Here is a 25,535-nt window from a genome sequence, read left to right on the forward strand (position 1 = left end):
CGAGTTTCACGCGGCGGGATGTGTGGATTTAATCCCCTCGAGGGGAGACCCCCCACGTAATGCGACCGAGGCTCCTGGCGGCGCTCCTGCTCGCTCTCGTACTCGTCGCGCCCGCGGGCTCGAATCTCGCCGCCGGTGCGAACGGAGTGGTGACCGACGCGAACGAGGCCGTGACCAATTCGGACGCCGCCGTGACCGATACGGACGCCGCCGTGACCGATACGGACGCCGCCGTGACCGATACGGACGCGGCCGATCCCCGACCACAGGTCGGCGGACTCGCGCTGGTGCAGGGCCAACCCGACCCCGACAACACGATCACTCGGATCGACCTCGCTGCCGACGGCGCCGCGACGTGGGAACTCACGCTCCGCACGCGCCTCGAAACCGACGCTGATCTCGAAGAGTACGAGCGGTTTCAGGCGTCGTTTCGCTCGAACACCAGCCGGTATCTCGACCCCTTCGCCGAACGGATGAGCGGCGTGGTCGCCCGCGCGAACGAATCGTACGACCGCGAGATGCGCGCGGGTGACTTCACGGCGACCACGACGATCCAGGAGGTCCCCCGCCGCTGGGGCGTCGTGACGTTCCGGTTCTCCTGGACGGGCTTCGCCGCCGTCGACGGCGAAACCGTCGTCGTCGGCGACGTCTTCGACGGCGGGTTCTACATCGGCGAGGACGACGTCCTCGAAATCGCAGCTCCTGACGGGTTCGTCCTCAGCGAGACGGACCCGGCGCCGGACGGCACTGCCGAGGGCGTCGCCGAGTGGCGCGGCCGCGAGGACTTCGACGACGGCCGCCCGCGCGTCGTCGCGACGCCCGCGAGCGACGGGGCGGCGAGTCCGGCCGGTGACGGCACCCTCGGGGGCGGCGGCACGCTCGCCGCGCTCGCGGGAGTGCTCGTGATTGTGGCCCTGGTCGCCGCCTACGCGGTCAGAACGGGACGGATCGCTGCCTTCGGATCAGGCGACGACCTCGCGGTGTCGGCAGTCGACAGGGGATCGGCACCTCCCGACGAAGCGTCTGCGGACGTCGGTTCGAGCGCGGACGGGGGTGCCGCTACCGACGCCGCGGCCGGTTCCGCCGGAACTGCGCCACCGATCCTGACCGACGAGGACCGCGTCCGCCGGGCGCTCCGGGAGCGCGGCGGCCGAATGAAGCAGTCCGTCGTCGCCGAGGAACTCGGCTGGTCGAAGTCGAAGACCTCCCGCGTGCTTTCGGGGATGGCCGACGAGGGAACCGTCGAGAAACTCCGCATCGGCCGCGAGAACGTGATCGACCTGATCGAAGACGACGACTGACGATCTGAGCGAACGGCGCTTCGCAGTCTCGGCTCCGAGGAGACTCTCGCACAGGCCAGCCTACAGAAACGAACCGGTTGCGACGAGACCCACACGGCGCTATGCGTTCGGTGTCACCGACAAAAAAGTCGCCGTCTGCGGTGACCGATCAGTCGGCCGTCGCTTCCGTCTCGGCCTCGTCGGCGTCGGCGGAGACGTCCTCGCGGTAGTACTTCTCGATGAACTCCTCGTCGACGCGGTTGAGCTCCTCCGTCGGCAGCATCGAGAGGAGGTCCCAGCCGATGTCGAGGGTCTCTTCGAGGCCGCGGTTCGTGTCGAAGCCCTGGTCGATGAACTCCTCTTCGAACCGGTCGGCGAAGTCGAGGTACTTGTTGTCGCGCTCCGACAGCGCCTCGCGACCGACGATGTTCACGAGGTCGCGCAGGTCCTCACCCTCGGCGTACGCCGCGTACATCTGGTCGGAGACGTCGGCGTGGTCCTCGCGGGTGAGCCCCTCGCCGATGCCGTCGTCCATCAGCCGAGACAGGCTCGGCAGGACGTTCACCGGTGGTTCCAGCCCCTGGCTGTTGAGGTCGGGGTCGACGTAGATCTGCCCCTCGGTGATGTAGCCGGTCAGGTCCGGGATCGGGTGAGTGTCGTCGTCGCCGGGCATCGTGAGGATCGGGATCTGCGTGACCGATCCCTCACGGCCCTGAATCCGGCCGGCGCGCTCGTAGAGCTGCGCCAGGTCGGTGTACATATATCCGGGGTAGCCCCGTCGGCCCGGGACCTCCTCGCGGGCGGCACCGATCTCGCGGAGCGCCTCGCAGTAGTTGGTCATGTCCGTCAGGATGACGAGGACGTGGTAGTCCTTCTCGAAGGCCAGGTACTCGGCCGTCGTGAGGACCATCCGCGGGGTGACCGTCCGCTCGACGGCGGGGTCGTCCGCGAGGTTCATGAAGACCACGGAGCGCTCCAGCGCACCGGTGCGCTCGAAGTCCTCCATGAACTCGTTGGCCTCCTCGGCCGTGATCCCCATCGCGCCGAAGATGACGGCGAACTCGGATCCTTCGTCGTCCTCTCCCGCTTCCTCCTCGGGGACGGACGCCTGGCGGGCGATCTGCATCGCCAGTTCGCTGTGCGGCTGCCCCGAACTCGAGAAGATCGGGAGCTTCTGGCCGCGCACGAGCGTGTTCATCCCGTCGATGGCGGAGACGCCCGTCTCGATGAACTCCTCGGGATACTCCCGGGAGTAGGGGTTGATCGCCGCGCCGACGATGTCCTGTCGCTCCTCGGGGACGATGTCCGGGCCGCCGTCGATCGGCCGGCCGGAACCGTCGAGCACCCGTCCGAGCAGATCCTCGGTGACGGGCATCTTCATCGTCTCGCCGAGGAAGCGGACCGATGCCTTCTGGTCGATACCGCTGGTGCCCTCGAACACTTGGATGGCGACCACGCCCTCCGAGGATTCGAGCACCTGGCCGCGCAGGGTCTCGCCCTGGGCCGTCTCGATCTCGACGATCTCGTCGTACCCGATGGCCTCGTCGACCTCGGCGAACACCAGCGGACCGCTGATCTCGGTGATGGTTTGGTACTCTTTCATATTAGTAGAGACTCCGGAGTTCCTCTGTGATCTCCGATTTGAGTTCGTCGACGTACTCCTCGTAGTCCTCCTGGACGCCGATCCGGTTGATCTTCGGCGCGGAGTCGATGTCGATGATCTCCTCGATCGGGACGCCGGCTTCGAGCGCGTCGAACGCCTCGTCGTTGAGCGTCTCGATCGTCGTCAGCATCAGGTACGTCTTCGCCGGCGGACAGTAGGTGTCGACCGGGTGGAACGCGTTCTGCTGGAGGTACGCCTCGCGCAGGTAGCGCGCGACCTCGAGGGTCAGCTGCTGGTCCTCGGGCAGCGCGTCCTTGCCGACGAGCTGAACGATCTCCTGTAACTCGGTCTCCTCGTCGAGGACGTCGACCGCCCACTGGCGCTTCTCGGGCCAGTCGTCGGCGACCTCCTCCTGGAACCAGGGATCGAGCTGATCCTTGTAGAGGGAGTACGACTCGTTCCAGTTGATCGAGGGGAAGTGCCGACGCTCGGCGAGGTCGGCGTCGAGCGCCCAGAACGTCTTCACGATGCGCAGCGTGTTCTGGGTGACCGGCTCCGAGAAGTCGCCGCCGGGCGGGCTGACCGCGCCGATCGCGGAAACGGATCCCTCCGTGCCGTTGATGTTGTCGAAGTAGCCGGCGCGCTCGTAGAACTGCGAGAGCCGCGCGGCGAGGTAGGCCGGGTAGCCCTCCTCGCCGGGCATCTCCTCCAGTCGGGAGGAGATCTCTCGCATCGCCTCGGCCCACCGCGAGGTGGAGTCGGCCATCAGCGCGACGTCGTAGCCCATGTCGCGGTAGAACTCCGCGATGGTGATCCCCGTGTAGACGCACGACTCGCGCGCGGCGACGGGCATGTTCGACGTGTTCGCGATGAGCGACGTCCGGGCCATCAGCGGGTTCCCGGTCGCGGGGTCTTCGAGCTCCGGGAAGTCGTCGATGACCTCGGTCATCTCGTTCCCGCGCTCGCCGCAGCCGACGTAGATGATGATGTCGGCGTCGGCGTACTTCGCGAGCTGGTGCTGGGTGACCGTCTTCCCGGAGCCGAACGGCCCCGGAATCGCGGCCGTCCCGCCCTTCGCGATCGGGAACAGGCCGTCGAGGATCCGCTGCCCCGAGACGAGCGGCGTCCGCGGGGTCTTCTTCTCGACGGTGGGACGGGCCTCGCGGACCGGCCACTCCTGTCGCATCCGGATCTCGACGCCGGTGTCGAGTTCGGCCACCGTCTCCTCGACGGTGAACGAACCGGATTTGACGTCGACGACCTCCGCGGTCTCGCCCTCGTCGAGGGCGTCCGGCGGGACCATGACCTTGTGGTCGATGGTGACCGTCTCCTCGACGACGCCGACGACGTCGCCGCGGCCGACCTCGTCGCCCTCCTCGACGGCGGGCTCGAACTCCCATTTCTTGTCGAGTTCGATCCCCGGCGCGTCGACGCCGCGGTCGAGGTAGGGGCTGCCCATCTTGTCCTCGAGGACGTCCAGCGGGCGCTGGACGCCGTCGTAGATGGTGTCCAGTAACCCCGGACCGAGGTCGACGCTCAGGGGTTCGCCCGTGTTCTCGACGGGTTCCCCGGGGCTGATCCCCGAGGTCTCTTCGTACACTTGAATCGTCGTCGTGTCGTCCTCGATCTCGATGACTTCGCCCATCAGGCCTTCCTCGCCCACGTAGACGACGTCGTTCATTCGGGCGTCGAGATTGCGGGCGACCACGACGGGACCACTCACGCTCGCGATGACACCGTCCTCGCGGACGGTCTGTGCTGTCTGACTCATGTATTAGTTGTCCTCCTCCATCAGGTCGATTCCGATGGCTCGTTTGATCTGGTCGCGGAGGCCGCCCGCGCCCGCGCCGCCGCCGAGGGTGACCAGCGTCGGTTCGATGCTGGTCTCGACGGCCTCGCGGACCGATCGGGAGAGGTGATCGAGGTCGTCGTCGTGCATCACTACGATGCCGACGTCCTCGTCTTCGAGCACCTCGGTGACGGCCTCGTCGAGCTGTTCGTCCTTCTGTTCGTCGGCGACGGTCTCGAACTTCCGGACGCCCGCGAGGCGGAACCCGGTGGTGAAGTCCGAACTGCCGACGACGGCGATCTCCTGGCTCATAGGATCACCAGCTCCTGTTCGATCTGCTCCTCGGAGAGCCCCGCTTCGCGCCCCCGGGCGATCGCCCGGATGTTGTCGACCTCCCGTTCCTTCGCGAGGATGTAGGAGGCGATCGGCGTGATCGAGAGCGGGAACACGTGTCCGAGCGCGTCCGTGTACTCCAAGAGCGCGATGTCGAGCGCGCGCTCGAAGTTGATCAGGCTCTCCGCGGTTTCGAGTTCGTCGAGCGCCGCCGAGAGGTCGTCGCCGTACTTCGACTCCCGGATCGCCGTCACGAGCTCGTCGCGGTTCTGCGCCAGGGTCGCCAGTTCGCTCGCCGAGAACAGCGAACCGCCGTCGATGTAGTACTCGGCGGGGTCGATGTCCGCGCCGCTCTGTGCGAGCCGCAGCGCGTTCCGGGCGTTACGGAAGTCGATCTCGGCCTCCAGGAACTCGCGGTACTGCTGGGTGGCCTCGTCGACGACGAGGTCCTCCAGCAAGTGCTCGTAGTACGTCCTGTCGATGGCGTTTTCCAGGGGGACGAGCACGCCGGTCTCCTCGTAGTCGTCGTAGGCGTCCTCCAGACCGGGACCGAAGATCGTCCCCGAGAGGCGGTCGACGACGTCCTCGATGCTCGGCGCGTCGAGCAACTGATCGAGCAGTTCCTCGTCGAACTCGCCGGCCCGGATGAGGTCGTCCGATATCGCCTCGCGGTCCGCCTCGGAGTAGATGCCGCGGATGACCGTCTTGACGTTCCAGGCGTCGAACTTCCGGAGGTACCGCGCGATCAGGTCGTAGAGCCGACCGTCGGCCCAGCGGAGGAGGTCGTCGAACTGCTTCGCGAGGTTCCGATTGAGCGCGTATTCGATGAGGTCGACGCCCGAGTGACGCGCACCGAGCGCGTTGATCTCGGTCTCGTAATCGGACTCCTCCATGAACCGCGAGATCTCGGCCGGCCCCATCCGAATCAGCTTGCGGTACTCCTCGTCCCCGTACAGGACGCTCTTGCGCGCCCGGACGCGGGCTGTCACGTACTCGGGATTGGAACCGCCGGCGCTACTCATTGGTCGAACAGTCTCTGGCTCACGTCCTTGAGGTTGTCCTCCCAGACGCCCTCAAGCACGGAGTCGAAGGTGTTGTTCACTCGAACCCGGGAGCCCTCTCCCTCGACGACGACGCCGCCGAGACAGTCGTACTCGCCGGCGTACTCGAGGTCGTCGTACTCCGCACAGAGGGATTCGAGCAGGTCGGCGTCGTCGTCGCGACCGTAGACCGACACCGACTCTTCCCCGTCGAACTCCGACGTCGCGTCCTCCAAGAGCGCGCCCGTCAGCTCCTCGCGCTTCTCCGCGGGGAGGTCGACGAGTTCCGCTTCGACCCGACTGCGGACGTCTTCGAGGACGTCGCGGCGGGCCTCGAGCCGTTCCTGTTTCGATTCGAGCTTCGCGGAGGAGAGCGCCCGCTCGCGCTCCTGGGCGATCTGGCGCTCGACGTCTTCCTCGCGCGCCTCGCGGAGTTCCTCGGCGTCTTTCTCTGCCGTCTCGACGATCTCCTCGGCGCGACGTTCACCCTGCTCGCGAATCTCCTCCGCACGCGCGCGGGCTTCGTCTCGGATGTCTTCGACGACGTTGTCCAAACTCATTGATGGAAAGAAGCGGGCGGTTAGATCAGGAAGAACCCGACGAGCGCGAGAATGACGAGCGTCTCCGGCAGGACGGTCAGGATCAGACCGTTGACGAAGAGACTGTCGTCCTCCGCGATGGCACCCATCGCGGCTGCGCCGATTCCGCGTTCTGCGTAACCTGCCCCGAAGGCCGCGAGGCCCAACGCGAGCGCGGCGGCGGCGGGCGGTTCAATAGCTGGTGCGGCTGACTGGGTCTGCTGTAGGAGTGCTTCGAACATTGTCTTAGGTGTGTTGACCGGATAGTCGTCTCCGAACGTGCGTAATTGAACCCACGCATCTCATAAAGCTTCCCAAACTGGCTCGCCGTATCGGGTGTGAAGCGGCCGGACTCGCCCGTATTCGTCGGATTTGCGAACGAGTCCCACGGCTCTCACGATGGCTGCACGGCGAATCAACCGTCGAAACGGCGGCGAACGTCGAGGTGCCGTCGGTCTCTGTCAGTCCTCGGTCGTGAAGCGACGCTCGTAGCCGAACGGCTCGTACTCGCGACCGCCGCCCTCGAAGAACTTGTTGAAGAACTCGACGTACTCGAGACGCACCGCCTGCAGGCCGGCGCTCGTGACGCCGAGCGCGAGCACGAGCACGTGACCGAACACGAGCACGAGGAGTCCGATCAGAATCGTCGCGGCGTCGCCGTGGACGAGCCCGCCGAACATAATCTCGGTCACTTCGTAGCCGTGGTAGCTGAGCGTCTCGCCCGGCCCGAGTGCCGCGATGGCATCGGCGTCCGGCATTCCCCCGAGGCCGAAGTGCCAGCCGCCGTGGTCGTCGACGTAGACGCCGAAGAACAGCAGGTTGACCGTGAAGGCCATCCCCGCCTTCGCGAGCAGCACTGCGGCGAGCCGGGTGTACGAGAGCACGTTCACGAGCACGTTCAGGAACTCGACGGCCTCGATCGGCTCGCCGTAGGCGAGGAGCACGAGACCGACGATGAACACCAGAAGCGGCAGCGTGAACGGGCCGACGCCGGGGATGGTGAACAGTTCCATCGCCGGGAACCCGTTGAACCCGAGCGGGATGACGCCCTCGCTGGAGAACGTCGTGTAGATGAACTCGGGAGCGACGCTACTGAGGGCGTCGCTGAACACCCAGATCCAGAGTCCGTTCATCATCAGGATCCACGAGATGTTCTCGTAGACGGCGTGCTTCATATCGTGGAGTTGGAGGTCCTCGAAGAATCCGAAGATCCACGCCACGTTGAGGTGGAAGATCCCGATCAGCACGCTCACGACGAGCCAGCCGCGGGCCCAGTCGATGCCGGCGGGCGAGAGCCCCTTCTCGATGGGCGGGTGAGCCATCCCGAGTGCGCCCTCCCAGAAGTACGTCGAGATCACGTGGAGCCCGAATAGCTCGCCAAAGAGGATGCCGAAGATTATCGTGAAGATCCCCGCGGCGATGGTCACGCCGCCCATACTCCGGAACGCCGGGCGGTCGGCGAAGTTGGTGTAGAGGAAGTACCCGATCGCGGTGTAGATGATCCCGTAGCCGAGGTCGCCGATCATGAACCCGAAGAACGCCGGGAACGTCAGGAACAGGATAACCGTTGGATCGAACTCGTAGTAGCTCGGCCGATTGACCGCCTGCACCAGGAGCTCGAAGGGCTTGACCGCTCCCGGGTTGTCCTGGACCGTCGGTGGTTCGTCGTCCGCCATCACGACGGCGCTGCCGCCGTCGGCGCGGGCCGTCTCCGAACCGCCGTCAGCGGCCGCGGCGGTTCCGCCGTTGCCGCCGGAGGGAACCTCCTCGCGAACGTGGTCGGTGCCGTCCTTCGAGAACGTCGCGCGCTCTAACTCTTCGATATCGGCGCGCTCGCCGACGGCGTCCTTGAGCGCGCCCTTGAACTCGGTGTACTGCTCGCTCGGGATCCACCCCTCGGCGATGAAGGCGTTCTCCGTCGTCGCGAAGGAGAGCGGAGCCTCCGTCTTCTGGACGTCGATCGAGAGCTTCTCCTCGGCGGCGAGCAGGAACCCCGCGGCGTCCATCTTCTCGGCTTCGAGCTCGTTCTCGACGGTCGCGAGCTTCGACTCAAGTTGCTGTTTCTCGTGTTCGAGCTCCCGCTTGTACTCGGTCGGGGTGCCCTCGGCGTCCGGCACCTCGAAGGCGGTGAAGTCGGCGCTGACTAGCGCGTCCGTGAGCGCCGACTCGTCGGCGTCCGCCGTCGGGTACGCGAAGACGCCCAAGACGTCCTCGCCGGCAAAGATCTCGTGCGAGCGGATGTCGTCGACGTCGATGACTGCACGCTCGATCGCGTCGCGGTCGCCCTCACCGACCGCGACCTGCAGCGTGTCGTAGCCCGACAGCAGGTCGAGGTCGATCCCGAGATCGACGAACGGGTCGATCGCGTCGATCCGATCCTCGATATCTCTGATGTCCTGACGGAGGTCCTGTCGACGGTCGTCGAGTTCGTTGACCCGCGTGCGGATCTCTTCTAATTCCTCGTCGAGCGCCTCGTCGGTGACGATGCGCGTCGGGCCGGCGTCCTCGGCGTCGACGTCGAGGATGCTCTCCAGCGAGCGGACCGTGACCAGCCGATCGGAGGACTCCTCGGCACCCTCGACCGGATTGCCGGGCTCGAAGCCGTCCCAGGACCCGTCGTACTCGGTGACGTGCAGGAGGTTCAGGCCGTGTGCGGTCTCGATGACCTCGTCCATCACGGCCTTCGATCCCGTCACCGAGACCTTGCTCATCTGTTCAGGTCTGAGCATGTACCGCCTCCTCGAACTGACTGATCGCGTATTCGACCGCCTCGTCGGCGTTCTCCTCGGCCGCTGCGACCAGTTTCTTGCGCGCTTCCTGGCCCTCCTCGAGGAGTTCCTCCCGCTCCTCCTCGATCTCCTCGCGGGCCTCGGCGAGCCGCTCTTTCTCGTACTCGTCGGCCGCCCGTTCTGCGTCGGTGCGGATCTCCTCGGCCTCGCGTCGCGCCTCCTCGATGCGCTCGTCGCGGTCCTCCTCGGCCTCCTGCACGATGTCGTCGGCCTCGGATTCTGCCGTTTTGATCCGTTCGAGAACCTCTGGTCTCGGCATATTCGTATCACCGAAACGTAGCGCAAGCGCCGTATAAGGTGTTTGCGGAACGCTCTCGCGAGCCCCTCTCGGCTGGGGCGGAGCCGACCCGGATCCGCAGCGTTATGATTCTCCCGTCCTAACCGCCGCGCGATGGGTGTCCTCGAAGACAAGGCCAACGCGCGCCTGTTCTACAAGTACCTCTCGCAGGTGTACGACCGGATCAACCCCTTCATCTGGAACGAGGAGATGCGCGACGAGGCCCTGGAGTGGCTCGCGATCGGGGAGGGCGACCGCGTCCTCGACGTCGGCTGCGGCACCGGCTTCGCCACGGAGGGGCTGCTCCGCTACACCGACGACGTCCACGGCCTCGACCAGAGCCGCCACCAGATGGAGAAGGCGTTCGCGAAGTTCGGCACCGGAGACCGCGTCCGGTTCTACCGCGGCGACGCCGAGCGGCTCCCGTTCGCCGACGACTCCTTCGACGTCGTCTGGTCCTCGGGGTCGATCGAGTACTGGCCGAACCCCGTCGCGGCCCTCGAAGAGTTCCGCCGGGTCGTCAAGCCGGGACGCCGCGTCCTCGTCGTCGGCCCCGACTACCCGAACAACTCGCTCTTTCAGCGCCTCGCGGACGCGATTATGCTCTTCTACGACGAGGAAGAGGCCCAGCGGATGTTCGAGGCGGCCGGCTTCGTCGACATCGAACACCACATCCAGCAGGCGTATCCGGGCAGTCCGAGAGCGATCACGACCATCGCGCGCGCACCCGAGGAGTGAGGGCCCTCCTCGTTCGTTTCGGTCAGTCCGTCCCGTCCGCTTCGATCGCCCGGCGTTCGGATCGACGTCAATCGACCGTTCCGCGCACTCGACTCACCCTGTCCGTGTCGACGTAGACCGTGACCGACACCGTTCGTCCGGGTTTCAACGTCGGAGAATTCGTCGCTGCGACCCGGAACGATCCGGTTTCCCCGACGGACCAGACCCCGTCGCTCGCGAGGTTGAACGGCCCCGTCGGTCCGCCGCGGAAGCCCCTGGCGGCGAAGAACGGGACCGGCGGCTGATGGCGGAGTTCCGCGCCGTCGATCGCGACGGCGATCCGCGTCTCCGAGAGCTCCAACGGGGGTCCGGCCTCGTGCGTCAGGGCGACCGCGTCGCCGTCGAGTCTGAGCGACAGCGCGACCGTCTCGCTCGTCGGGTCGTCGTCCGCGTCGCTGGCAAACCCCGGCTCACCTGCCGCCGCCGCGACTGCCTCGGCACCGGCGGCGACGACACCACCCAGTACGACGCCGAAGAGAAGCAGGAGCACGACACCGATGACCGACGCCGATGCACGGGCTGTCACGGGGCGTCTGGTGCGCGATGGCTTATGAACCTACGGTCCCCGGTCGAACCGCCTACCGGCCGCTACTCGGTCGGGGTGATCGTCTCCATTCCTTCTTCGCCCGAACTCTCGTTCACTCCGCCGTAGACGAACGGCGTCCTCGTCGGTTCCACCGAGAGCACGACGACCGAACTCCCGTCGATGGCCGTCACCTGGTAGGTGCTGCCGGGAGCGAGCGTCCACAGCGAACCGTCCTCACCGGTCTCGCCGACGACGGAACTCCGGCCGCCGGCCGGTCCGACCGTGATCCGCGCGTCGACGGGCTCGTCGTCCGAGGTGGCGTTGAGTTGCAACCGCACGGGACCGCCCGGATACGTCCGGTGCGCGGTGAGTTCCAGCCCGTCTTTGATCGCCGACGTCGACGACGTCGTCGTCACCTGATCGATCGGCCGGTACTGGTGCTCTTTGAACACGCGCCGGCTCCCGCTGTCGACGAACGCGACGAGGCGTCCCCGCTCGTGTTCGATCGTTACCCGCGTACTGTCGCTGTCGGGGTTGCCGACGATGTCGTCGCGGAGGCGCAGCTCCGTGATCGTCGGGTACGCCACCTCGGTTGCGTTCATCGCGTCGGCGAGCGAGAACGAACCGTCTTCTCCCACACGGAGTGCCCCGCGGTACGACTCGCGGACGTACGTTCCGCCTCGGATGACGCCGAGGACGACGCTGTCTTCGCCCGACTGGACGAAGAACCGCGCCGAATCGGCCTCACCGTTGAGGACCGACGCCGCGTGTCCGCGGACCGGGCCGGTGAGGGTGTTCAGTTCGAGTTCGACGTTCCCGAACCGCGAAGAGGAGATGCTGAACCCCGGGGTCGACTGGACGAGCGACTCGATCCGGTCGCGGCGCTGCTGGAGCTCCCGCGCCTCGGCGTCGATCAGTGCGAGTTCGTAGAGCAGTCGCCGCGGCGTGAGTTCGTCGCGGCCGTAGGCACCGACGGCCTGCCGCTGTCGCGTCCGGAGCGTGATGACCTGTTGTTCGACCGCGCTGAGCTCCTGTAAGAGGTACTGCTGGCGTTTCTCCGGCGACTCGGCGGACTCGATCCGCTCGACCACCGCCTCCGTCTCCAAGCGTGCGTCCGTCGTCGCCGAGGAGAACGCGAGTCCGCTCCCGAGTTCGACGTATTCGGTTTCGAGCGTGCTCCGCGTCGTCTCTCCGGGAGGGATCCCGAGGACGTTGATCGAGCCCGCCGCTGTGTCGTTCGATGCCGAGACCTGCATCGACGGGCCTTCGGTGAGCGGAGACGGGTGTATCGAGGCTGCCGATTCCGCTGGGAGGGACGTCGGCGTGGTCGACGTGGAGACCGAGTCCGACTCCCCGTCCGGAAGCGCCGGCACCGCTCCGGCGACCGCCGAGAGGACCAAGAGGAGGGCGAGCGAGAGGGCGACAGCGCGCATACGAGGAGCGTATCGCCGTGGCGTTATTAAAGTCGCGCCATCCCCTGTGGTGGCGTTCCACCGGATCGAAACGGGCGACCTCCCGCTGTACTGGAACGGGCACAGTTCTGCCGGGCAGAGACCACACCGATGGAAAGCGTTTTGAGCGTTCCACGTACACTCCCATCAAATGCGGACGTCCGCGCTGTGGCTCGCCCTCCTCCTCGTCTTCGCTGCTGTCGCCCCAGCGACGGCACTCGCCGTCGACGACCACCCCGCGCCGCGAGCGGAGCTCTCGACGGACTCCGGGGGTACTGCCACGGTCACCTCCCAGCGCGGTGTCTCAGATCGGATCGACGCCCTCCGCTCCCCGGAGGTTCCCCAGCAGGTCGACGGCGAGACGCCCCCACGAACGTCGGTCGAGATCTCGCTCCAGCCGGACCGGAGCGCCGAGTGGCGCGTCGAGGCCCGCTACGTGCTCGAGAACGAGAACGAGACGCGCGCGTTTCGAACCCTCGCCTCGCGCTACGAGTCCGGTGACGCCGACGTCGGTCCGAACGCCGCGCTGTTCGAGTCGCTCCAGCGACAGGCCAGCGAGTCGACCGGGCGATCGATGGGAATCGAGAACGTCACCTACCACAGTTCGGTCGACGAGTCCGCCGGGAGCGGTACGCTCGCCGTTACGTTCCGGTGGACGAACTTCCTCCGAGAGGGCGCAAACGAGACGCTCGTCCTCGACGACGCGTTCACGCTGCCGACCGCCGAGAGCGACGAGCGACGGACGTGGCTCTCGATCTTCGACGCCGATCAGGAGATCCTCATCCGCCCGCCCGAGGGCTACACCGTGACCGGGACGAGCATCGCCGTCCAGCAGCGCGAGAGTGCGATCGTCCTCGCGGAGCCGTCCGATTTCGAGGGAGCGGAGGCCGAACTTCGCGTCACGTATTCGCCGGTCGGCCCCGCGGATCAGCTCCCGGTCGGGATCCTCGCGGGCGGCGGGATCCTCGCGCTCGCCGTCCTCGCCGCCGTCTGGATGATGCGAAACCGGTCCGACGGTGCCGGTTTCCCAGGGGGGTCGTCGTCGGACGACGGAAGCCCACCGACGACAGTGGCCGGGGCTGACGGGGAGCGCGACGCTCCGCGGGCGGGAGCGGCCGGGACGGGCGGTCCGGACGGCTCCACCGGAGCGGCTCGAACGCCGTCCGAGGCGGGGCAGTCCGTCTCCGCCGACGCAGGCGCTCCTTCCGGCGCGGAGGCCCCGGAAAACGCCGTGGCGGGAGGCGAAGCCGACCTCTCGCTGCTGTCGGACGAGGAACGGGTCGAACGCCTCCTCGAACGGAACGGCGGACGGATGAAGCAGGCGACGATCGTCGACGAGACCGACTGGTCCGACGCGAAGGTGTCGCAGTTACTGTCGGCGATGGCCGAGGAGGGGCGCGTCGACAAGCTCCGACTCGGACGCGAGAACCTCATCTCGCTCCCCGACGACGTCGAGGACCGAGACGACGAGACTCGGGACGGCGAGAACAGCGGGCAGGACGGCTCGGGTCAGGGGTCGTAGAGGTCCTCGAAACCCCGGGGCTGCTCGGGTTCGAGTCGAGCGCCGCGTCGCGGGTGGCGCTGCTCGGGACCGACCCGTGCGAGCCGTGATCGGCACCCGATCGGATGTGGTTTCCGGAACCTCTTTTGCCGCGCCATCCTCAGCGAGGGGTAATGGAGTATCTGGAGCGTCGCGTTTCGATGGTCGAAGAGCGCCTCGAGGCGGTCATCGAGGCGGTCGACCCTCCGGAGCTATCCGACGAGGTCGCACACGTCGCCCTGGCCGGCGGCAAACGGGTCCGCCCGGCGGTCACGATCCTCGCCTGCGAAGCGTGCGGCGGCGACCCCGACGACGCGGTCGACTTCGCCGTCGCGATCGAACTCGTCCACAACGCCTCGCTCGTCATCGACGACATCATCGACCGCTCGGACGTCCGCCGCGGGACGACGAGCGCGTGGGCCGAGTACGGGTACGGGCCCGCGATCATCGCCTCCGACGGCCTGCTGGGCGAGGCGTTCGCGCTGCTGTCGCGGAACGATCACGCGACCCAGATCGTCGCCGAATCGATGGTCGAACTCGGGGAGGGCGAAGCCACCGAGCTCGTCGCCCGCCCCACGGACGAGGGCGAGTACATGGGTCTCGCCCGACGGAAGACCGGGGCGCTGTTCCGCGCCGCGGCCGAACTCGGCGCGGTCGCCGCCGACGCGGACCCGTTCACGATCGAGGCGTTCGGCGAGTACGCCGAGCGGGTCGGCGTCGCCTTCCAGATCCGCGACGACGTCCTCGACGCGACGGCCGACGCCGACGACCTCGGGAAGCCGACCGGCCAGGACGCGGAGATGGGTCGCCCGTCGCTGGTGCAGGTCACCGGGCTCTCCGCGGAGGAGGCGAACCAGCGGGCGCACGACCAGTCGGAACAGGCGCTCGACGCGCTTGCGGCCTCGAACGTCGACGACAGCGAGCCGCTGGGCTACCTCCAGGACCTCGCGGAGTTCGTCGTCGTCCGCGAGCGGTAGTCGGTTTTACTATCCCTGCGTCGCCTCCGCGGCCGTCGGGAACCGCGACTCCGCGATCGCGAACGCGAGCGTGCTGAACACGCCGAGCAGCGTCCCGGCCGTGAGCCCGATCGCCAGTTGCGTCATCGAGAACGACTGGACGCCGGCGATCCCGTCGGGGAGGAAGAAGCCCGAGACGACGTAGAGGACGACGGCGATGGCGACGACGTAGAAGGGCGCGTTGAGGTAGCGCCACTTGAAGCGGTCCGCGAGGTACTCGTCGGTCACCTGTCCGAGACTGGAGGTGACGCCGGCCGCCGCGAACCACTGGACGGCCCCGTGGACCAGCGCCGCGAGGGCGATGAGCGGCGGGGTCGGGTCGCTGACGCTCGCGCGCGCGGTCTCGAAGAGCGCGTATCCGCGGAAGCCGCCGACGACGATGAGCGCGGCGGCGGCGACGTAGGTGATGAGCGTGACCCGGCCCTCGTAGAGGACGTCGCGGATCCGACTCGCGGTGTCGTCGACGGCGTCTTCGAGCCCGAGCCCGCGAAAGAGCGTGTAGAGGCCGAGAAGCGCCGAGATGATGCCGAGCACCACCGCCCCGGGCACGTCGAAGAAGCTCGCGATGGTGACGAACGGGTAGATGAGGAGGAGAATGCCGAGCGGGACCAGGATCGTCCCGCGGGTCTCCGGATCTGCGAGGACCTGCTTCATCGTGTAGTAGATCGATTCGAGGTCCTGCGCCTGCCGGACGACCACCCGCCGGACGCTGTCGATGGGGACGCGCGAGCGGACGATCGGCAGGACCGACTCGTCCTGTGCGCCGTCGGTGATGACGATGGCGCTGACGTTCTCGCCGGTCGAGAGCCCCGCGAGCACCCGATCGATTTCCTCGCCGATCGCGCGGTTGGCCTTCACGTCACCGCCCTGGGTGCCGGTGACGGCCGCGACGGTCACCTCCTCTTCGACGTCGGGGTCGGCGTCGAGTTCGTCGTACTCGTGAATCCCCTGGAACAACACGTTGACGTCGGAGTCCTCCGGGTCCGCGGTCGCCAGCGAGACCGCGGCCGACTCGACGGCGTCGCGGCCGACGACGGGCGTCTCCAGTCCCGTCTTGCGGCCGAGGTCGTCGTCGAGGTCGACGCAGAGGACCAGAAGCATCTGCGGGGACGTACGCCGTCGGAGTATATCTGTTTTCGGGAGCGTCGGAGGTGGAGGCGAACCCGCCCATCGGCGGTTCGACGCGCGCCGTCCCAAGTAGCACGACTTTTGAGTCTCCGGCCGGTATCGCTTACAACGAAATGATCTCGAAGGGCTGTGAGCAGTGCGCGAAAGGAGGGAAGATGGTCCTCTTCGTCTACGGTTACTGCGACCAGCGAGACTGCTTCTACTGCCCGCTCGGCGAGAACCGCAAGAACGTCACCGACGTCTACGCCAACGAGCGCCTCGTCGAGTCCGACGACGACGTCCTCGAGGAGGCCCACCGGATGAACGCCCTCGGCACCTCGATCACGGGCGGCGAGCCCCAGGAGGCTCTCGATCGGACCTGCCACTACCTCTCGCTGCTGAAAGACGAGTTCGGCGAGGACCACCACACGCACCTCTACACCGGGATCACCGGCGGCCGGGAGAACATGCGACGGCTCTCGGAGGCCGGCCTCGACGAGATCCGCTTCCACCCGCCGTACGAACTGTGGGGCGACCTCCACGGCACCGAGTGGGAGGACATCCTCCACATCGCTCGCGAGGAGGGGCTCACCCCGGCGTTCGAGATCCCCGGAATCCGCGCCGAAGAGGAGTTCCTCGAGTTCCTCGACGAGGGCGCGGCCGAGTTCTGTAACATAAACGAGTTCGAGATGAGCGACGGCAACTACCGTCGGATGCAGGAGCAGGGCTACGAACTCCAGGAGGGCCACATGTCCGCCGTCGACGGCTCGAAGGAGGAGATCCTCGACGCGATGGGCGACCACGAGCGCGTGTACTTCTGTACCTCGGTGTTCAAAGACGCCGCCCAGCACCGGAACAGACTGAAGCGGATGGCGCGGACGATTCAGCGCCCGTTCGACGAGGTGACCGACGACGGCACGCTCGTCTACGGCAAGACGTGGGTCGGGTCCGAGAAACTCGACGCCCTCGGCGTCTCCGAGGAGTTCTATTCGGTCAAGTCCGAGCACGTCGAGGTCGCGTGGTGGCTCCTCGAAGAGATGATCGAGGAGGGCGACGTCCCCGAGGGCGAGATCGTCGAGCAGTACCCGACCGCCGATAGAACTGTCGTCGAGCGGACGCCGCTGGCTTGAGACCGCGACCCGAGCCTGCTCACCTCTGTCCTATCGTCCGGTGCTCCCGACTCTGTCGAGCGTCAGCGCCGCGTAGAGGCTCGGAACGAGCGCGATCCCCGTGCCGACGAGGAGCCACTCGCCGAGCGGGCCGCCGCTGACGACGCCGACCCCGACGATTCCGAGGCCGAGCAGGCCGCCGACGGCCGCCCCGAGTCGTTTCGTCCGCGGATCGAAGTCGACGCCGCGAGCGGTGCCGTAGAGGGCGCTGCCGAGCGCCGCGGTGCCGCCCGCGGCGACGCCGACGAGCGGTTGTTCGACGACCAGTCCGAACACGACGAGCGCGAGGCCGACGGCGGCACCGGCGAGCACCGTCGCTCGGGGCGAGAACGGGTTGACGTCCGCGCCGTGTCGGGTCGCGTAACTCGCGGGCGGCGCGCCGAGAACCAGGCCGACGAGGACGCCGCGGAGCACGCCGCCGGGCGTCGGGTCGTCGAGGAGGACGCCGAACGCGCCGCCGAGGGCGACGACGACGCCGGCGGCCAGGAGCCAGCGCGGGCGGATCGTCGCCGCGGGGTCGTCGTCTCGGACGATGCCGAAGCCGACGAACGGGTAGGAGACGAGCGCGCCGATCACGACGGTCGCGTAGAGCCCCCAGCCGAGCGTGACGCCGGTCACCACGACCGAGAGGCCGAGGAAGACGCCCGTGACGACGGCGAACTCGGGGACGCGGCGGCTCATACCGTCCGTCGGGACGAGACGGCAGAAAGCGTTGCGGTCGGCGTCGGTTTCGCGGTAGGCGCGAGGGACGGGCACGCGCCCGTTCCGTCGCGTCAGGCCACCACGAACCAACGCCGTGGCAGACCCGTAGCATACCTCCGCGTAGCAACCCTATGGCAGACCCGCAAGCGTTTAGACACGCGGTGGAGTAGTTCACGCTATGTCTGACTGTCCGCTGGCCGACGACTGTCCCCGGTATTCGGAGCGAATAGACGGGATGGGATGTCAGTACTACGGCGACCGCGGCGGCGCGGAGTGGTGTAACAACTACGATCAGCCGATCCGCGACCTGAAGGCCCAGCCAGTCAAACCCGGCGAGGAGGTCGTCGTCGACGTCGACGACATCCACGAGAGCGGTGCCGGCGTCGGTCGGACCGACGACGGCTTCATCGTCCTCGTCGACGGACTCCTCCCGGAAGCGCGCGCGGTCGTCCGCATCGACCGCGTGAAGTCCAACCACGCCACCGCGAAGACGGTCGTCGAACGGCTGCCGCTCGACGGCGAGGAGGAGACGGACGGCGAGGGCGAGAGCGAGTCCGTCGACGGCGACGAGGACGAGAGTTCCGACGCGAGCGATGACTCGGGATCGGAGAGCGAGGAGACGTCCGGCCCCGGGCGTCCGACCGCGCTCGGCAGCCGAGACAACTTCTGGGGCGGCTGAGCCCCCGCAGTCGCCGGGGCGAGACCGAACGGACAGTCGTTCTTCTGTAGCTTTTTTGCAGCGGACTCCCAACGGACCGGTATGGACAACGTCGAGGACGCCGGCGGCGAGACCACGGAGTCGGAGGATGCCGAGGAGTTCGACGTCGACGAGGCCCTCTCGGAAGTGGGGTTCGACGCCGACCAGAGCGTCCTGACCCGCCGGCAGGCGGAAGTACTCGTGCTCCGCGAGCGGGGCGTCCGACAGTCGCGGATCGCGTCGATGCTCGGGACCTCCCGGGCGAACGTTTCGAGCGTCGAGTCGAGCGCCCGGCGGAACGTCGAGAAGGCCCGCGAGACCGTCGCCTTCGCCGAGGCGCTCACCGCGCCGGTCCAAGTCTCTGTCGACGTCGGGACCGACCTCTACGACGTCCCGAAGAAAGTGTACGACGCCTGTGACGAGTCGGGCGTGAAGGTGAACCGGACGGCCCCCGAACTGATGAAGATCGTCTCCGACGCCGCCGGCGACGCGATCCAGGGCCGCGAGGTTCGCGAATCGCTGCTCGTCGGCGTGACGACCGGCGGACGCGTACAGGTCCGGCGCTCAGCGGAGTGAGCGGGCGCGCCGTTCCGAACTGACTCGGTTCTCAGAACTCCCCTCGATCCTCCAGCGATCGAACGAGCGACTTGACTTCTTGGGCGCGTTCCTTCGGAACGACGAGCACGCGGTCGTCCCACGCGACGACCGCGAGATCCGAAACCCCGATCAGCGAGACGTGCCGATCGTCGGCGGCCACGACGTTGTCGGCGGCATCGAGCGTCCGGAGCGCGACGTCGCCGGCGGTCACGTTTCCGTCTTCGTCGGCGTCGAGGACGCGTTCGAGCGCGTCCCAGGAGCCGACGTCGTCCCACGGGAACGAGACGGGCACGACGGCGACGTCGGCGGCCCGCTCGAAGACCGCGTTGTCGACGCTCACAGGATCGATCGATTCGAACGCCGCGGTCGCTCTCGGATCCGCCGAGCCCGAGGCACCCCCGGACTCGTCGGATTCGTCGAGCGCGTCGAGCAGCGGAGCCAGCGGCGACGACGCCGCGGCGTCGACGAAGACGTCCGGCCGCCACGCGAACAGGCCGGCGTTCCAGTAGTGCCCGGCCTCGACGTACCGTGCCGCGGTCTCGGCGTCCGGCTTCTCGTGGAACGACTCGACCGGTTTCCAGTCGGCATCGAGCGCGGGTTGCGTCGGGCCGTTGAGCGCGGATTCCGCCGGGCCGTCGGGCGCGGATCCCGCCGGATCGTCGGGCGCGGATCCCGCCGGTTCGATGTACCCGTAGCCCGTCTCCGGCCGGGTCGGTTCGACGCCGAACGTGACGAGGCGGTCCTCGGACGCGGCGACGGCAGCGCCGCGGCGGACGGCGGCCGCGAAACCGTCGCCGACGAGGTGGTCGCTCGGAAGCGCGAGGACGACGCAGTCGTCGTATTCGCGGGCGATTCTGTGGGTCGCATACAGGAGCGCCGGTCCGGTGTCGCGACCGGCGGGTTCGACGAGCACCTCGGCGTCCGGAACGCGGTCTCTGACGCCTTCCGCGTACGAACCGCGGGTGACGACGACGACCTCGTCGGCCGCCTCCCGGGCGCGGGAGACGGTCCGTTCGAGCAGCGATTCGTCGCCCGCGCCGGTCAACGGGAGGAACTGCTTCGGCCGATGCGACCGGCTCGCGGGGTAGAGCCGGGTCCCGGTTCCGCCCGCGAGCACGACGGCGACGATTGGGAGCGGGACGTCAGCCATCGGCGTCGAGGCGTGGTCGTGCCCGTCAACGTCGGTCTCGTAAGTCGAGTCGTCGGGATCGGTTCCGGGCATCACCACGTCTCCACGATGCCGTCTCCGACGTCCTCGACGCAGCCCTCGCAGTCGGGGTGTCCCGGCTCGAAACAGGCCGGGTGCCCTTCGTCGTCGACGGCGACGGCCCGTCGTTCAGCGTGGCGGCGGCAGACGATTCGGAGGCGTCCGTCGTCGTCGCGGGGGAGCGACTCCGGAACGGCATCGCGTCCGCGACCGGTGCTCGATTCGCGGCCCTCGCGGTAGGCGTCGCGAGCGCGGGCGTACTGTCGCCCCGCCTCGCGGAACTTCTGTCTGACGAGACGTTCGAGACGGTCGTCCATCGGCCGAATATGTGGCTGCGAATGTGATAAGGACTGCTGGTGCGTCCGAACAGTGCTGGCCGTTCGCACCGGCCACCTCCCCGTTCGGTAACCGACCGCGCTCGCCTTTCACGCCGCCCCTCTGCCCACGGGTATCCACTTTCACTCCGCTTACGATACTTTATTAGCTATCGCGCACCAAACGCCCTGTGCCTCCCAACGGAAAACAAGGCGGAGGCGAGTGAAACTATGTCAGACCTGCGAACACACGCAGCGGAGATAGCCGAACAGTTCTCGGACCACCTAGACGTCGACGAAGACGAGGTCGCGGAGCGACTGGAGAACCTCGTCGAGGAGTACCGCGTGCCCGTCGACGAGGCGCGCCGGTCGGTCGTCAACAGCTACCTCGAAGAGGCTGGTCTCGAACGCGACGAGATCGGCCGCGGCGGCAACGACGAGGTTCTCCTGGCCGACATCGACCAGGACGAACAGTGGATCGACGTAACGGCGAAAGTCGTCGAACTGTGGGAGCCCCGGAGCGACTCGATCGCACAGGTGGGGCTCCTCGGCGACGAGTCGGGCCGCACGAAGTTCGTCGCCTTCGAGACCTCTGACCTCCCGAAACTCGAAGCGGGCGCAGTCTACCGGCTCGGGAACGTCGTCACCGACGAGTACCAGGGTAACTTCTCGGTGAAACTGAACAAGACGACGTCGATCGAGGAACTCGACGAGGACATCGAAGTCGGCGACGACTCGGTCACCGTCGAGGGCGCGCTCGTCGACATCCAGTCCGGAAGCGGCCTCATCAAGCGCTGTCCCGAGGAGGGCTGTACGCGCGTCCTCCAGAACGGCCGCTGCTCGGAGCACGGCGACGTCGAGGGCGAGTTCGACCTGCGGATCAAGGGCGTCCTCGACGACGGCGAGGAGGTCTACGAGGTGATATTCGGCCGCGACGTCACCGAAGAGCTCACCGGCGTCACGCTCGAGGAGGCCCAGCAGATGGCGAAGGACGCTCTCGACACGACCGTCGTCGTCGAGGAGATGCGCGAGGACCTCCTCGGCACCTACTACCGCGTCTCCGGCCCCGAACTGGGACGCTACGTCCTGGCCGACGACGTCGAACGGCTCACCGAACCGGCGGATCCCGAAGCGGTGCTGATCAAAGCGAGGTCGATCTGAGATGAGCGCAAACGAGATTCCGTCCCGAGAGGTCGCCCGGCGCGTGTTCGCAGACGAGTTCAACGACGCCGCCTTCACGTTCAAAGAGTCCGACGACGACCGCGCCCCGGTCTACCTGCTGCTGCCGACGGGCGCGAAGGCCAACCGAGTGTTCTTCGTCGGGACGTTAACTGAAAAGGACGACGTCGGCGAGGACAACGAGTACTGGCGCGGTCGCATCGTCGACCCGACGGGGACGTTCTTCGTCTACGCGGGGCAGTACCAGCCCGAGGCCGCGAGCACGCTCCGGGACCTGGAACCGCCCGCGTACGTCGCGGTCGTCGGCAAGCCCCGGACGTACGAGACCGACGACGGGAACGTCAACGTCTCCGTCAGACCGGAGTCGATCCAGGTCGTCGACGCCGCGACCCGAGACCGGTGGGTCGTCGAGACCGCCGAGCGGACGCTCGACCGGATCGACGCCTTCGACGACGAGGGCAACGAGTACGCGCGGATGGCCCGCGAGGAGTACGACCTCCCGATCGACCGATACACCGAATCGGCGGTTTCAGCGCTGGAGAGTCTCGAAGAGGGCGACGGCGACGAGCTCGGATTCGACGGCGGGAAGGCGAGCGGATCCGGCGACAGTGCGGCGGATGCGGACCTCCAACCCGAACCGTAGGGTCGTCGGCCACGTCGGGGGGGTCAGCGACCGCGAAAATCCGTGCCCGAAATACGGGACACTGACCGCCGCGCTCCGTGGGACCGTCTGACGAACGCTTAAGTGGGTCGGCCGACGAACGTCGAGACGAGCCAATGGGCAACAAAAACAAGACCATCTCGTTCCGCGTCAACGAGGACGCGTTCGAGACGCTGCGGGAGATCGCCGAAGAGCGTGACATCTCGCTGTCGGCCGTCTTCCGCGACTACGTCGACACGCTCGTTGCCCACGACGGCCAGGTCCAGGTCGTCCCCGAGCACGAACTCGAACAGCTCCGCAACGGCGAGGACGAGAGCTTCCCGCCGAAGGTGAAAGTCCCGAAGAGCTTCGTCCGCGAGCACGAGCGTCTCGAACTGGAGGCCGAGCACCTCCGCGAGCAACTGGAGGAGCACAAACAGTACGTGAACTACCTCCGCGAGCAACTCGAAGCCGAGAGCGAGGAGGTCATCCAGCTGGAGGACCTCGACGCCAGCGAGGCCGACGAACCGTCGTTCCGACTCGGGTAGCCAGCCGGTCCGGTCACTCCACGCGGCGAAGCGCTATCCCGAGAGCGCCTTCCGAGCGCGGTGCATCTTCTGCTCCATTTTCTGATTCCCCTCGACCTCGGCGAGCGTCTCCGCCGCCTCCAGCGTTCGCACCGCGTTGTCCAGAAACGAGAGGATGTCGCCCGGATAGGCATACAACATGTACTCGTCGCCCATCACGTCGACGATGGCGTCGGGACCGAGCCCCTGCGCGCGCAGTTCCAGGAGGTAGCGGACGAACTGCCGCTCGGGATAGCCCGTGTAGAGGTCGTCGGGGTTCTCCGGGTCGAGGAAGTCCTCCGCGAAGTCGAGGAGCCGGTCTCGCGTCGCGTCGTCGACCTTCGTGAGTCCCTCGCCGGAGTAGAGCACGTCCATCGTCGCTCCTTTGAACGCCCCTTTCGGGATATTGACGTCCAGCTGGGAGACGATCTGGCGGTGGTTCTTGAGGTAGATCTTGTCCGTGATAGCCACGGTTGCCCGAGTGTACGATACTGTGAGCGAAAAGCGTCCCGGTCTGCGGTGTTTCGTGCCGCGAGAGCCGATCGCGGCGTCCGTTCGGATCGGGAGTGCTCCGTGTGACGTCGGCGCACCCCGCTGCAGAGTCGTAACGTATTTGACTTCGACGGGGATAGCTGAAGGTGCGTGTCCGGGTTAGGGTAGTGGACTATCCTTCAGCCTTGTGGAGGCTGAGACGCGGGTTCGATTCTCGCACCCGGACCTTCTTCGACGCGCTACTCTCGGGAGCGTTCGCTCCGTCAGGAGCGACGCGAGCGAACACGTACGCGAGTTGCAGTCCGCACAGAGAATCGAACTCTATCAGTCGCGCGCAGCGAGCGAAGCGAGCGAGCACGTCTGATTCCAGTTCGATTCTCGCACCCGGACCTTTCTGTCTGCGAACGACGTGAGCAGACGAAAGTCCGCGCGAAGAGAATTGAATCAGCGAGCAACTGAGCGCAGCGAAGTTGCGAGTGAGGTTCGATTCTCGCACCGGACCCTCTCCAGAGCGCTACCGGTGAGCGACCGCTCACAACGAATCGACGAACGCGTCGAAAGCGCCGCTGTCGGGATGGACGTGGCAGTAGGTCCCGAGCGTTACGTACTCGGTGAGACCGTCCCGACCGTCGTCGATGCCGTCGCCGCGCTCGACGTCGAACGCGAACCGGGCGTCCGCCGCCGCGTCGGTACTGGAGTAGTGGAACTCGTGGCCGCGGAGGCGACTCCCCGAATCGGCGGTGAGCGCCCCGCGGCGGGCCCGGAGTTCGACGTGATCCAGCGCCTGATACCGGTCGTGCATCCGCACGTCCGCCGGGAGAACGCCGGCCATTTGGTGCGTGTCCCCGTCGGCGGTCGTCAGTGACTCCGAAAGCGCCATCAGCCCGCCGCACTCCCCGAGAACCGGGAGGCCGTCGGCTGCCGCGGTTCCGATCTGGCGTATCGCGGGACTGTCCGCCAGCGCCTCGGTGTGTAGTTCCGGGTACCCGCCGGGGAGGTAGACGCCGTCGCAGTCGGGCAGGTCGTCCCCCGCCGTCGGCGCGAACGGGATCACCTCGGCGCGCTCGCGGAGGCGTTCGATCGTCGCCGGGTAACAGAACCGGAACGCCTCGTCGCGGGCGACCGCGACGCGCTTGTCGGTCTTCGAAGAACCCGGATCGGCGTCCGCTCGGGGGTCCGGTCGTGGCGGTCGCCGAGCGAGGTCGAGGAGTCGGTCGGCACGGATACGCTCGGCCACTTCGTCGAGCACCCCGGGTTCGAGCGGCGCTTCCGTCCCCAGATGCAGTCCCAGGTGTCGGTCGGGTATTTCGAGGTCGTCGCGCGGCGGGACGCGACCCAGGTATTCCAGACCCTCGGGCAGGGCGTCGCGGACGCCGCGTTCGTGACGGCCGCCGTGGGCGCGCTGGGCGATGACCCCCGCGACGTCGACGTCGCGGGCGGCGTGCTCGGCGTACCGCTGGAACCCCACCGCAGTCGCGGCGACGCTCTCCATTCCGGCCTTCGCGTCGACGACGAGGACGACCGGGAGGTCGAGCGCCTCGGCGACCATCGCGGTGCTGGATCCGTCGCCGTCGTACAGCCCCATCACGCCCTCGACGACGCAGACGTCGCCCTCGCCGCGGAAGTAGTTCCGTCGGAGCCCCGCCTCGCCCTGGAGCCAGCGGTCGAGCGTCCGCGACGGCCGTCCCGCCACGCGCTCGTGGTGGCTGGGATCGATGAAGTCGGGGCCGGCCTTCGCGGGCTGAACCGTCCGGCCCGCCCGTTCGAGGGCCCGAACGACGGCGAGCGTGGCGACGGTCTTGCCGACGCCGGATCGGGTCCCACCGACGACGAACCCTCTCATAGCTCCGGATCGGCCGTCCACTC

Annotated in this window: 26 protein-coding genes and 1 tRNA gene; 11 read left to right on the forward strand and 16 right to left on the reverse strand. The window is 67.4% G+C overall.

All coding sequences use genetic code 11. The annotated features are described in order from the left end of the window. The first annotated feature begins 59 nt into the window (after positions 1 to 59). On the forward strand, positions 60 to 1,301 hold the full coding sequence (locus NO876_RS02285) for a helix-turn-helix transcriptional regulator (protein ID WP_256420039.1): 1,242 nt from the start codon (positions 60 to 62) through the stop codon (positions 1,299 to 1,301). A gap of 148 nt (positions 1,302 to 1,449) precedes the next feature. Here NO876_RS02285 and NO876_RS02290 read toward each other — a convergent pair whose 3' ends face one another. From NO876_RS02290 to ahaH, 8 genes are all read right to left on the reverse strand, one after another. Beyond that, positions 1,450 to 2,883, reverse strand: coding sequence for an ATP synthase subunit B (locus NO876_RS02290; protein ID WP_256420040.1), 1,434 nt, complete (start codon positions 2,881 to 2,883; stop codon positions 1,450 to 1,452). A 1-nt stretch (position 2,884) separates the two neighbouring features. Further along, the gene (locus NO876_RS02295; RefSeq protein WP_256420041.1) at positions 2,885 to 4,654 is read right to left on the reverse strand and encodes an ATP synthase subunit A; all 1,770 of its coding nucleotides are present in this window, start codon (positions 4,652 to 4,654) and stop codon (positions 2,885 to 2,887) included. Positions 4,655 to 4,657: 3 nt separating this feature from the next. Next, on the reverse strand, positions 4,658 to 4,984 hold the full coding sequence (locus tag NO876_RS02300) for a V-type ATP synthase subunit F (protein WP_256420042.1): 327 nt from the start codon (positions 4,982 to 4,984) through the stop codon (positions 4,658 to 4,660). Beyond that, the gene (locus NO876_RS02305; protein ID WP_256420043.1) at positions 4,981 to 6,027 is read right to left on the reverse strand and encodes a V-type ATP synthase subunit C; all 1,047 of its coding nucleotides are present in this window, start codon (positions 6,025 to 6,027) and stop codon (positions 4,981 to 4,983) included. The genes NO876_RS02300 and NO876_RS02305 overlap by 4 nt, the downstream gene beginning before the upstream one ends. Further along, positions 6,024 to 6,605, reverse strand: a complete 582-nt coding sequence (locus NO876_RS02310; protein WP_256420044.1) for a V-type ATP synthase subunit E — start codon at positions 6,603 to 6,605, stop codon at positions 6,024 to 6,026. The genes NO876_RS02305 and NO876_RS02310 overlap by 4 nt, the downstream gene beginning before the upstream one ends. 20 nt (positions 6,606 to 6,625) lie before the next feature. Continuing rightward, positions 6,626 to 6,865 carry a hypothetical protein gene (locus NO876_RS02315; protein WP_256420045.1) on the reverse strand — a complete coding sequence of 80 codons (240 nt, stop codon included), beginning with the start codon at positions 6,863 to 6,865 and terminating at the stop codon, positions 6,626 to 6,628. Between the two features lie 219 nt (positions 6,866 to 7,084). Next, complete coding sequence (locus NO876_RS02320; protein WP_256420046.1) at positions 7,085 to 9,352, reverse strand: V-type ATP synthase subunit I; 2,268 nt, start codon at positions 9,350 to 9,352, stop codon at positions 7,085 to 7,087. After that, positions 9,339 to 9,671, reverse strand: coding sequence for an ATP synthase archaeal subunit H (gene ahaH, locus NO876_RS02325; protein WP_256420047.1), 333 nt, complete (start codon positions 9,669 to 9,671; stop codon positions 9,339 to 9,341). The genes NO876_RS02320 and ahaH overlap by 14 nt, the downstream gene beginning before the upstream one ends. Before the next feature lie 132 nt (positions 9,672 to 9,803). On the opposite strand from ahaH, the gene NO876_RS02330 reads away from it, so the two are divergent. Then, positions 9,804 to 10,427: a methyltransferase domain-containing protein gene (locus tag NO876_RS02330; RefSeq protein WP_256420048.1), complete on the forward strand. Its 624-nt coding sequence runs from the start codon at positions 9,804 to 9,806 to the stop codon at positions 10,425 to 10,427. Positions 10,428 to 10,494: 67 nt separating this feature from the next. Here NO876_RS02330 and NO876_RS02335 read toward each other — a convergent pair whose 3' ends face one another. Further along, on the reverse strand, positions 10,495 to 10,992 hold the full coding sequence (locus NO876_RS02335) for a type IV pilin (protein WP_256420049.1): 498 nt from the start codon (positions 10,990 to 10,992) through the stop codon (positions 10,495 to 10,497). 62 nt (positions 10,993 to 11,054) lie between these two features. Continuing rightward, positions 11,055 to 12,425 carry a DUF7096 domain-containing protein gene (locus NO876_RS02340; protein WP_256420050.1) on the reverse strand — a complete coding sequence of 457 codons (1,371 nt, stop codon included), beginning with the start codon at positions 12,423 to 12,425 and terminating at the stop codon, positions 11,055 to 11,057. Between the two features lie 169 nt (positions 12,426 to 12,594). Between NO876_RS02340 and NO876_RS02345 the strand changes: the two genes are divergently transcribed. Both NO876_RS02345 and NO876_RS02350 read left to right on the forward strand, forming a co-directional pair. After that, positions 12,595 to 13,965: a helix-turn-helix transcriptional regulator gene (locus NO876_RS02345; RefSeq protein WP_256420051.1), complete on the forward strand. Its 1,371-nt coding sequence runs from the start codon at positions 12,595 to 12,597 to the stop codon at positions 13,963 to 13,965. A 152-nt stretch (positions 13,966 to 14,117) separates the two neighbouring features. Then, positions 14,118 to 14,960: a polyprenyl synthetase family protein gene (locus tag NO876_RS02350; protein ID WP_256420052.1), complete on the forward strand. Its 843-nt coding sequence runs from the start codon at positions 14,118 to 14,120 to the stop codon at positions 14,958 to 14,960. Between the two features lie 9 nt (positions 14,961 to 14,969). On the opposite strand, the gene NO876_RS02355 is transcribed toward NO876_RS02350, so the two are convergent. After that, positions 14,970 to 16,100: a DUF373 family protein gene (locus NO876_RS02355; RefSeq protein WP_256420054.1), complete on the reverse strand. Its 1,131-nt coding sequence runs from the start codon at positions 16,098 to 16,100 to the stop codon at positions 14,970 to 14,972. Positions 16,101 to 16,240: 140 nt separating this feature from the next. On the opposite strand from NO876_RS02355, the gene NO876_RS02360 reads away from it, so the two are divergent. Continuing rightward, complete coding sequence (locus NO876_RS02360; protein WP_256420055.1) at positions 16,241 to 17,236, forward strand: radical SAM protein; 996 nt, start codon at positions 16,241 to 16,243, stop codon at positions 17,234 to 17,236. A 30-nt stretch (positions 17,237 to 17,266) separates the two neighbouring features. Here NO876_RS02360 and NO876_RS02365 read toward each other — a convergent pair whose 3' ends face one another. Next, entirely contained in the window at positions 17,267 to 17,956 is a 690-nt protein-coding gene (locus NO876_RS02365) for a hypothetical protein (protein ID WP_256420056.1), read from the reverse strand. Positions 17,957 to 18,155: 199 nt separating this feature from the next. Here NO876_RS02365 and NO876_RS02370 point away from each other — a divergent pair, with 199 nt between their 5' ends. Beyond that, on the forward strand, positions 18,156 to 18,656 hold the full coding sequence (locus NO876_RS02370; RefSeq protein ID WP_256420057.1) for a TRAM domain-containing protein: 501 nt from the start codon (positions 18,156 to 18,158) through the stop codon (positions 18,654 to 18,656). 81 nt (positions 18,657 to 18,737) lie between these two features. Next, entirely contained in the window at positions 18,738 to 19,250 is a 513-nt protein-coding gene (locus NO876_RS02375; RefSeq protein WP_256420058.1) for a Tfx family DNA-binding protein, read from the forward strand. Positions 19,251 to 19,281: 31 nt separating this feature from the next. Here the strand turns inward: NO876_RS02375 and NO876_RS02380 are convergent, their stop codons facing one another. Both NO876_RS02380 and NO876_RS02385 read right to left on the reverse strand, forming a co-directional pair. Next, positions 19,282 to 20,421 carry a mannose-1-phosphate guanylyltransferase gene (locus NO876_RS02380; protein WP_256420246.1) on the reverse strand — a complete coding sequence of 380 codons (1,140 nt, stop codon included), beginning with the start codon at positions 20,419 to 20,421 and terminating at the stop codon, positions 19,282 to 19,284. 71 nt (positions 20,422 to 20,492) lie between these two features. After that, positions 20,493 to 20,795, reverse strand: coding sequence for a DUF7091 family protein (locus NO876_RS02385; RefSeq protein WP_256420059.1), 303 nt, complete (start codon positions 20,793 to 20,795; stop codon positions 20,493 to 20,495). Between the two features lie 228 nt (positions 20,796 to 21,023). Here NO876_RS02385 and NO876_RS02390 point away from each other — a divergent pair, with 228 nt between their 5' ends. The 3 genes from NO876_RS02390 (at position 21,024) to NO876_RS02400 (ending at position 23,159) form a co-directional block, all read left to right on the forward strand. Continuing rightward, positions 21,024 to 21,953, forward strand: coding sequence for a replication factor A (locus tag NO876_RS02390; protein ID WP_256420060.1), 930 nt, complete (start codon positions 21,024 to 21,026; stop codon positions 21,951 to 21,953). Position 21,954: 1 nt separating this feature from the next. Continuing rightward, positions 21,955 to 22,614, forward strand: coding sequence for an RPA family protein (locus NO876_RS02395; RefSeq protein WP_256420061.1), 660 nt, complete (start codon positions 21,955 to 21,957; stop codon positions 22,612 to 22,614). A gap of 134 nt (positions 22,615 to 22,748) precedes the next feature. After that, positions 22,749 to 23,159, forward strand: coding sequence for a DUF8146 domain-containing protein (locus NO876_RS02400; protein ID WP_256420062.1), 411 nt, complete (start codon positions 22,749 to 22,751; stop codon positions 23,157 to 23,159). 33 nt (positions 23,160 to 23,192) lie between these two features. On the opposite strand, the gene NO876_RS02405 is transcribed toward NO876_RS02400, so the two are convergent. Continuing rightward, entirely contained in the window at positions 23,193 to 23,648 is a 456-nt protein-coding gene (locus NO876_RS02405; RefSeq protein WP_256420063.1) for a DUF5814 domain-containing protein, read from the reverse strand. Positions 23,649 to 23,822: 174 nt separating this feature from the next. On the opposite strand from NO876_RS02405, the gene NO876_RS02410 reads away from it, so the two are divergent. Then, a tRNA-His gene (locus NO876_RS02410) sits at positions 23,823 to 23,895 on the forward strand. A 306-nt stretch (positions 23,896 to 24,201) separates the two neighbouring features. Here the strand turns inward: NO876_RS02410 and NO876_RS02415 are convergent. Further along, complete coding sequence (locus tag NO876_RS02415) at positions 24,202 to 25,512, reverse strand: cobyrinic acid a,c-diamide synthase (protein ID WP_256420064.1); 1,311 nt, start codon at positions 25,510 to 25,512, stop codon at positions 24,202 to 24,204. Positions 25,513 to 25,535: the final 23 nt, after the last annotated feature.

This window comes from Halobellus rarus, assembly GCF_024494595.1.
GTDB lineage: Archaea > Halobacteriota > Halobacteria > Halobacteriales > Haloferacaceae > Haloquadratum > Haloquadratum rarum.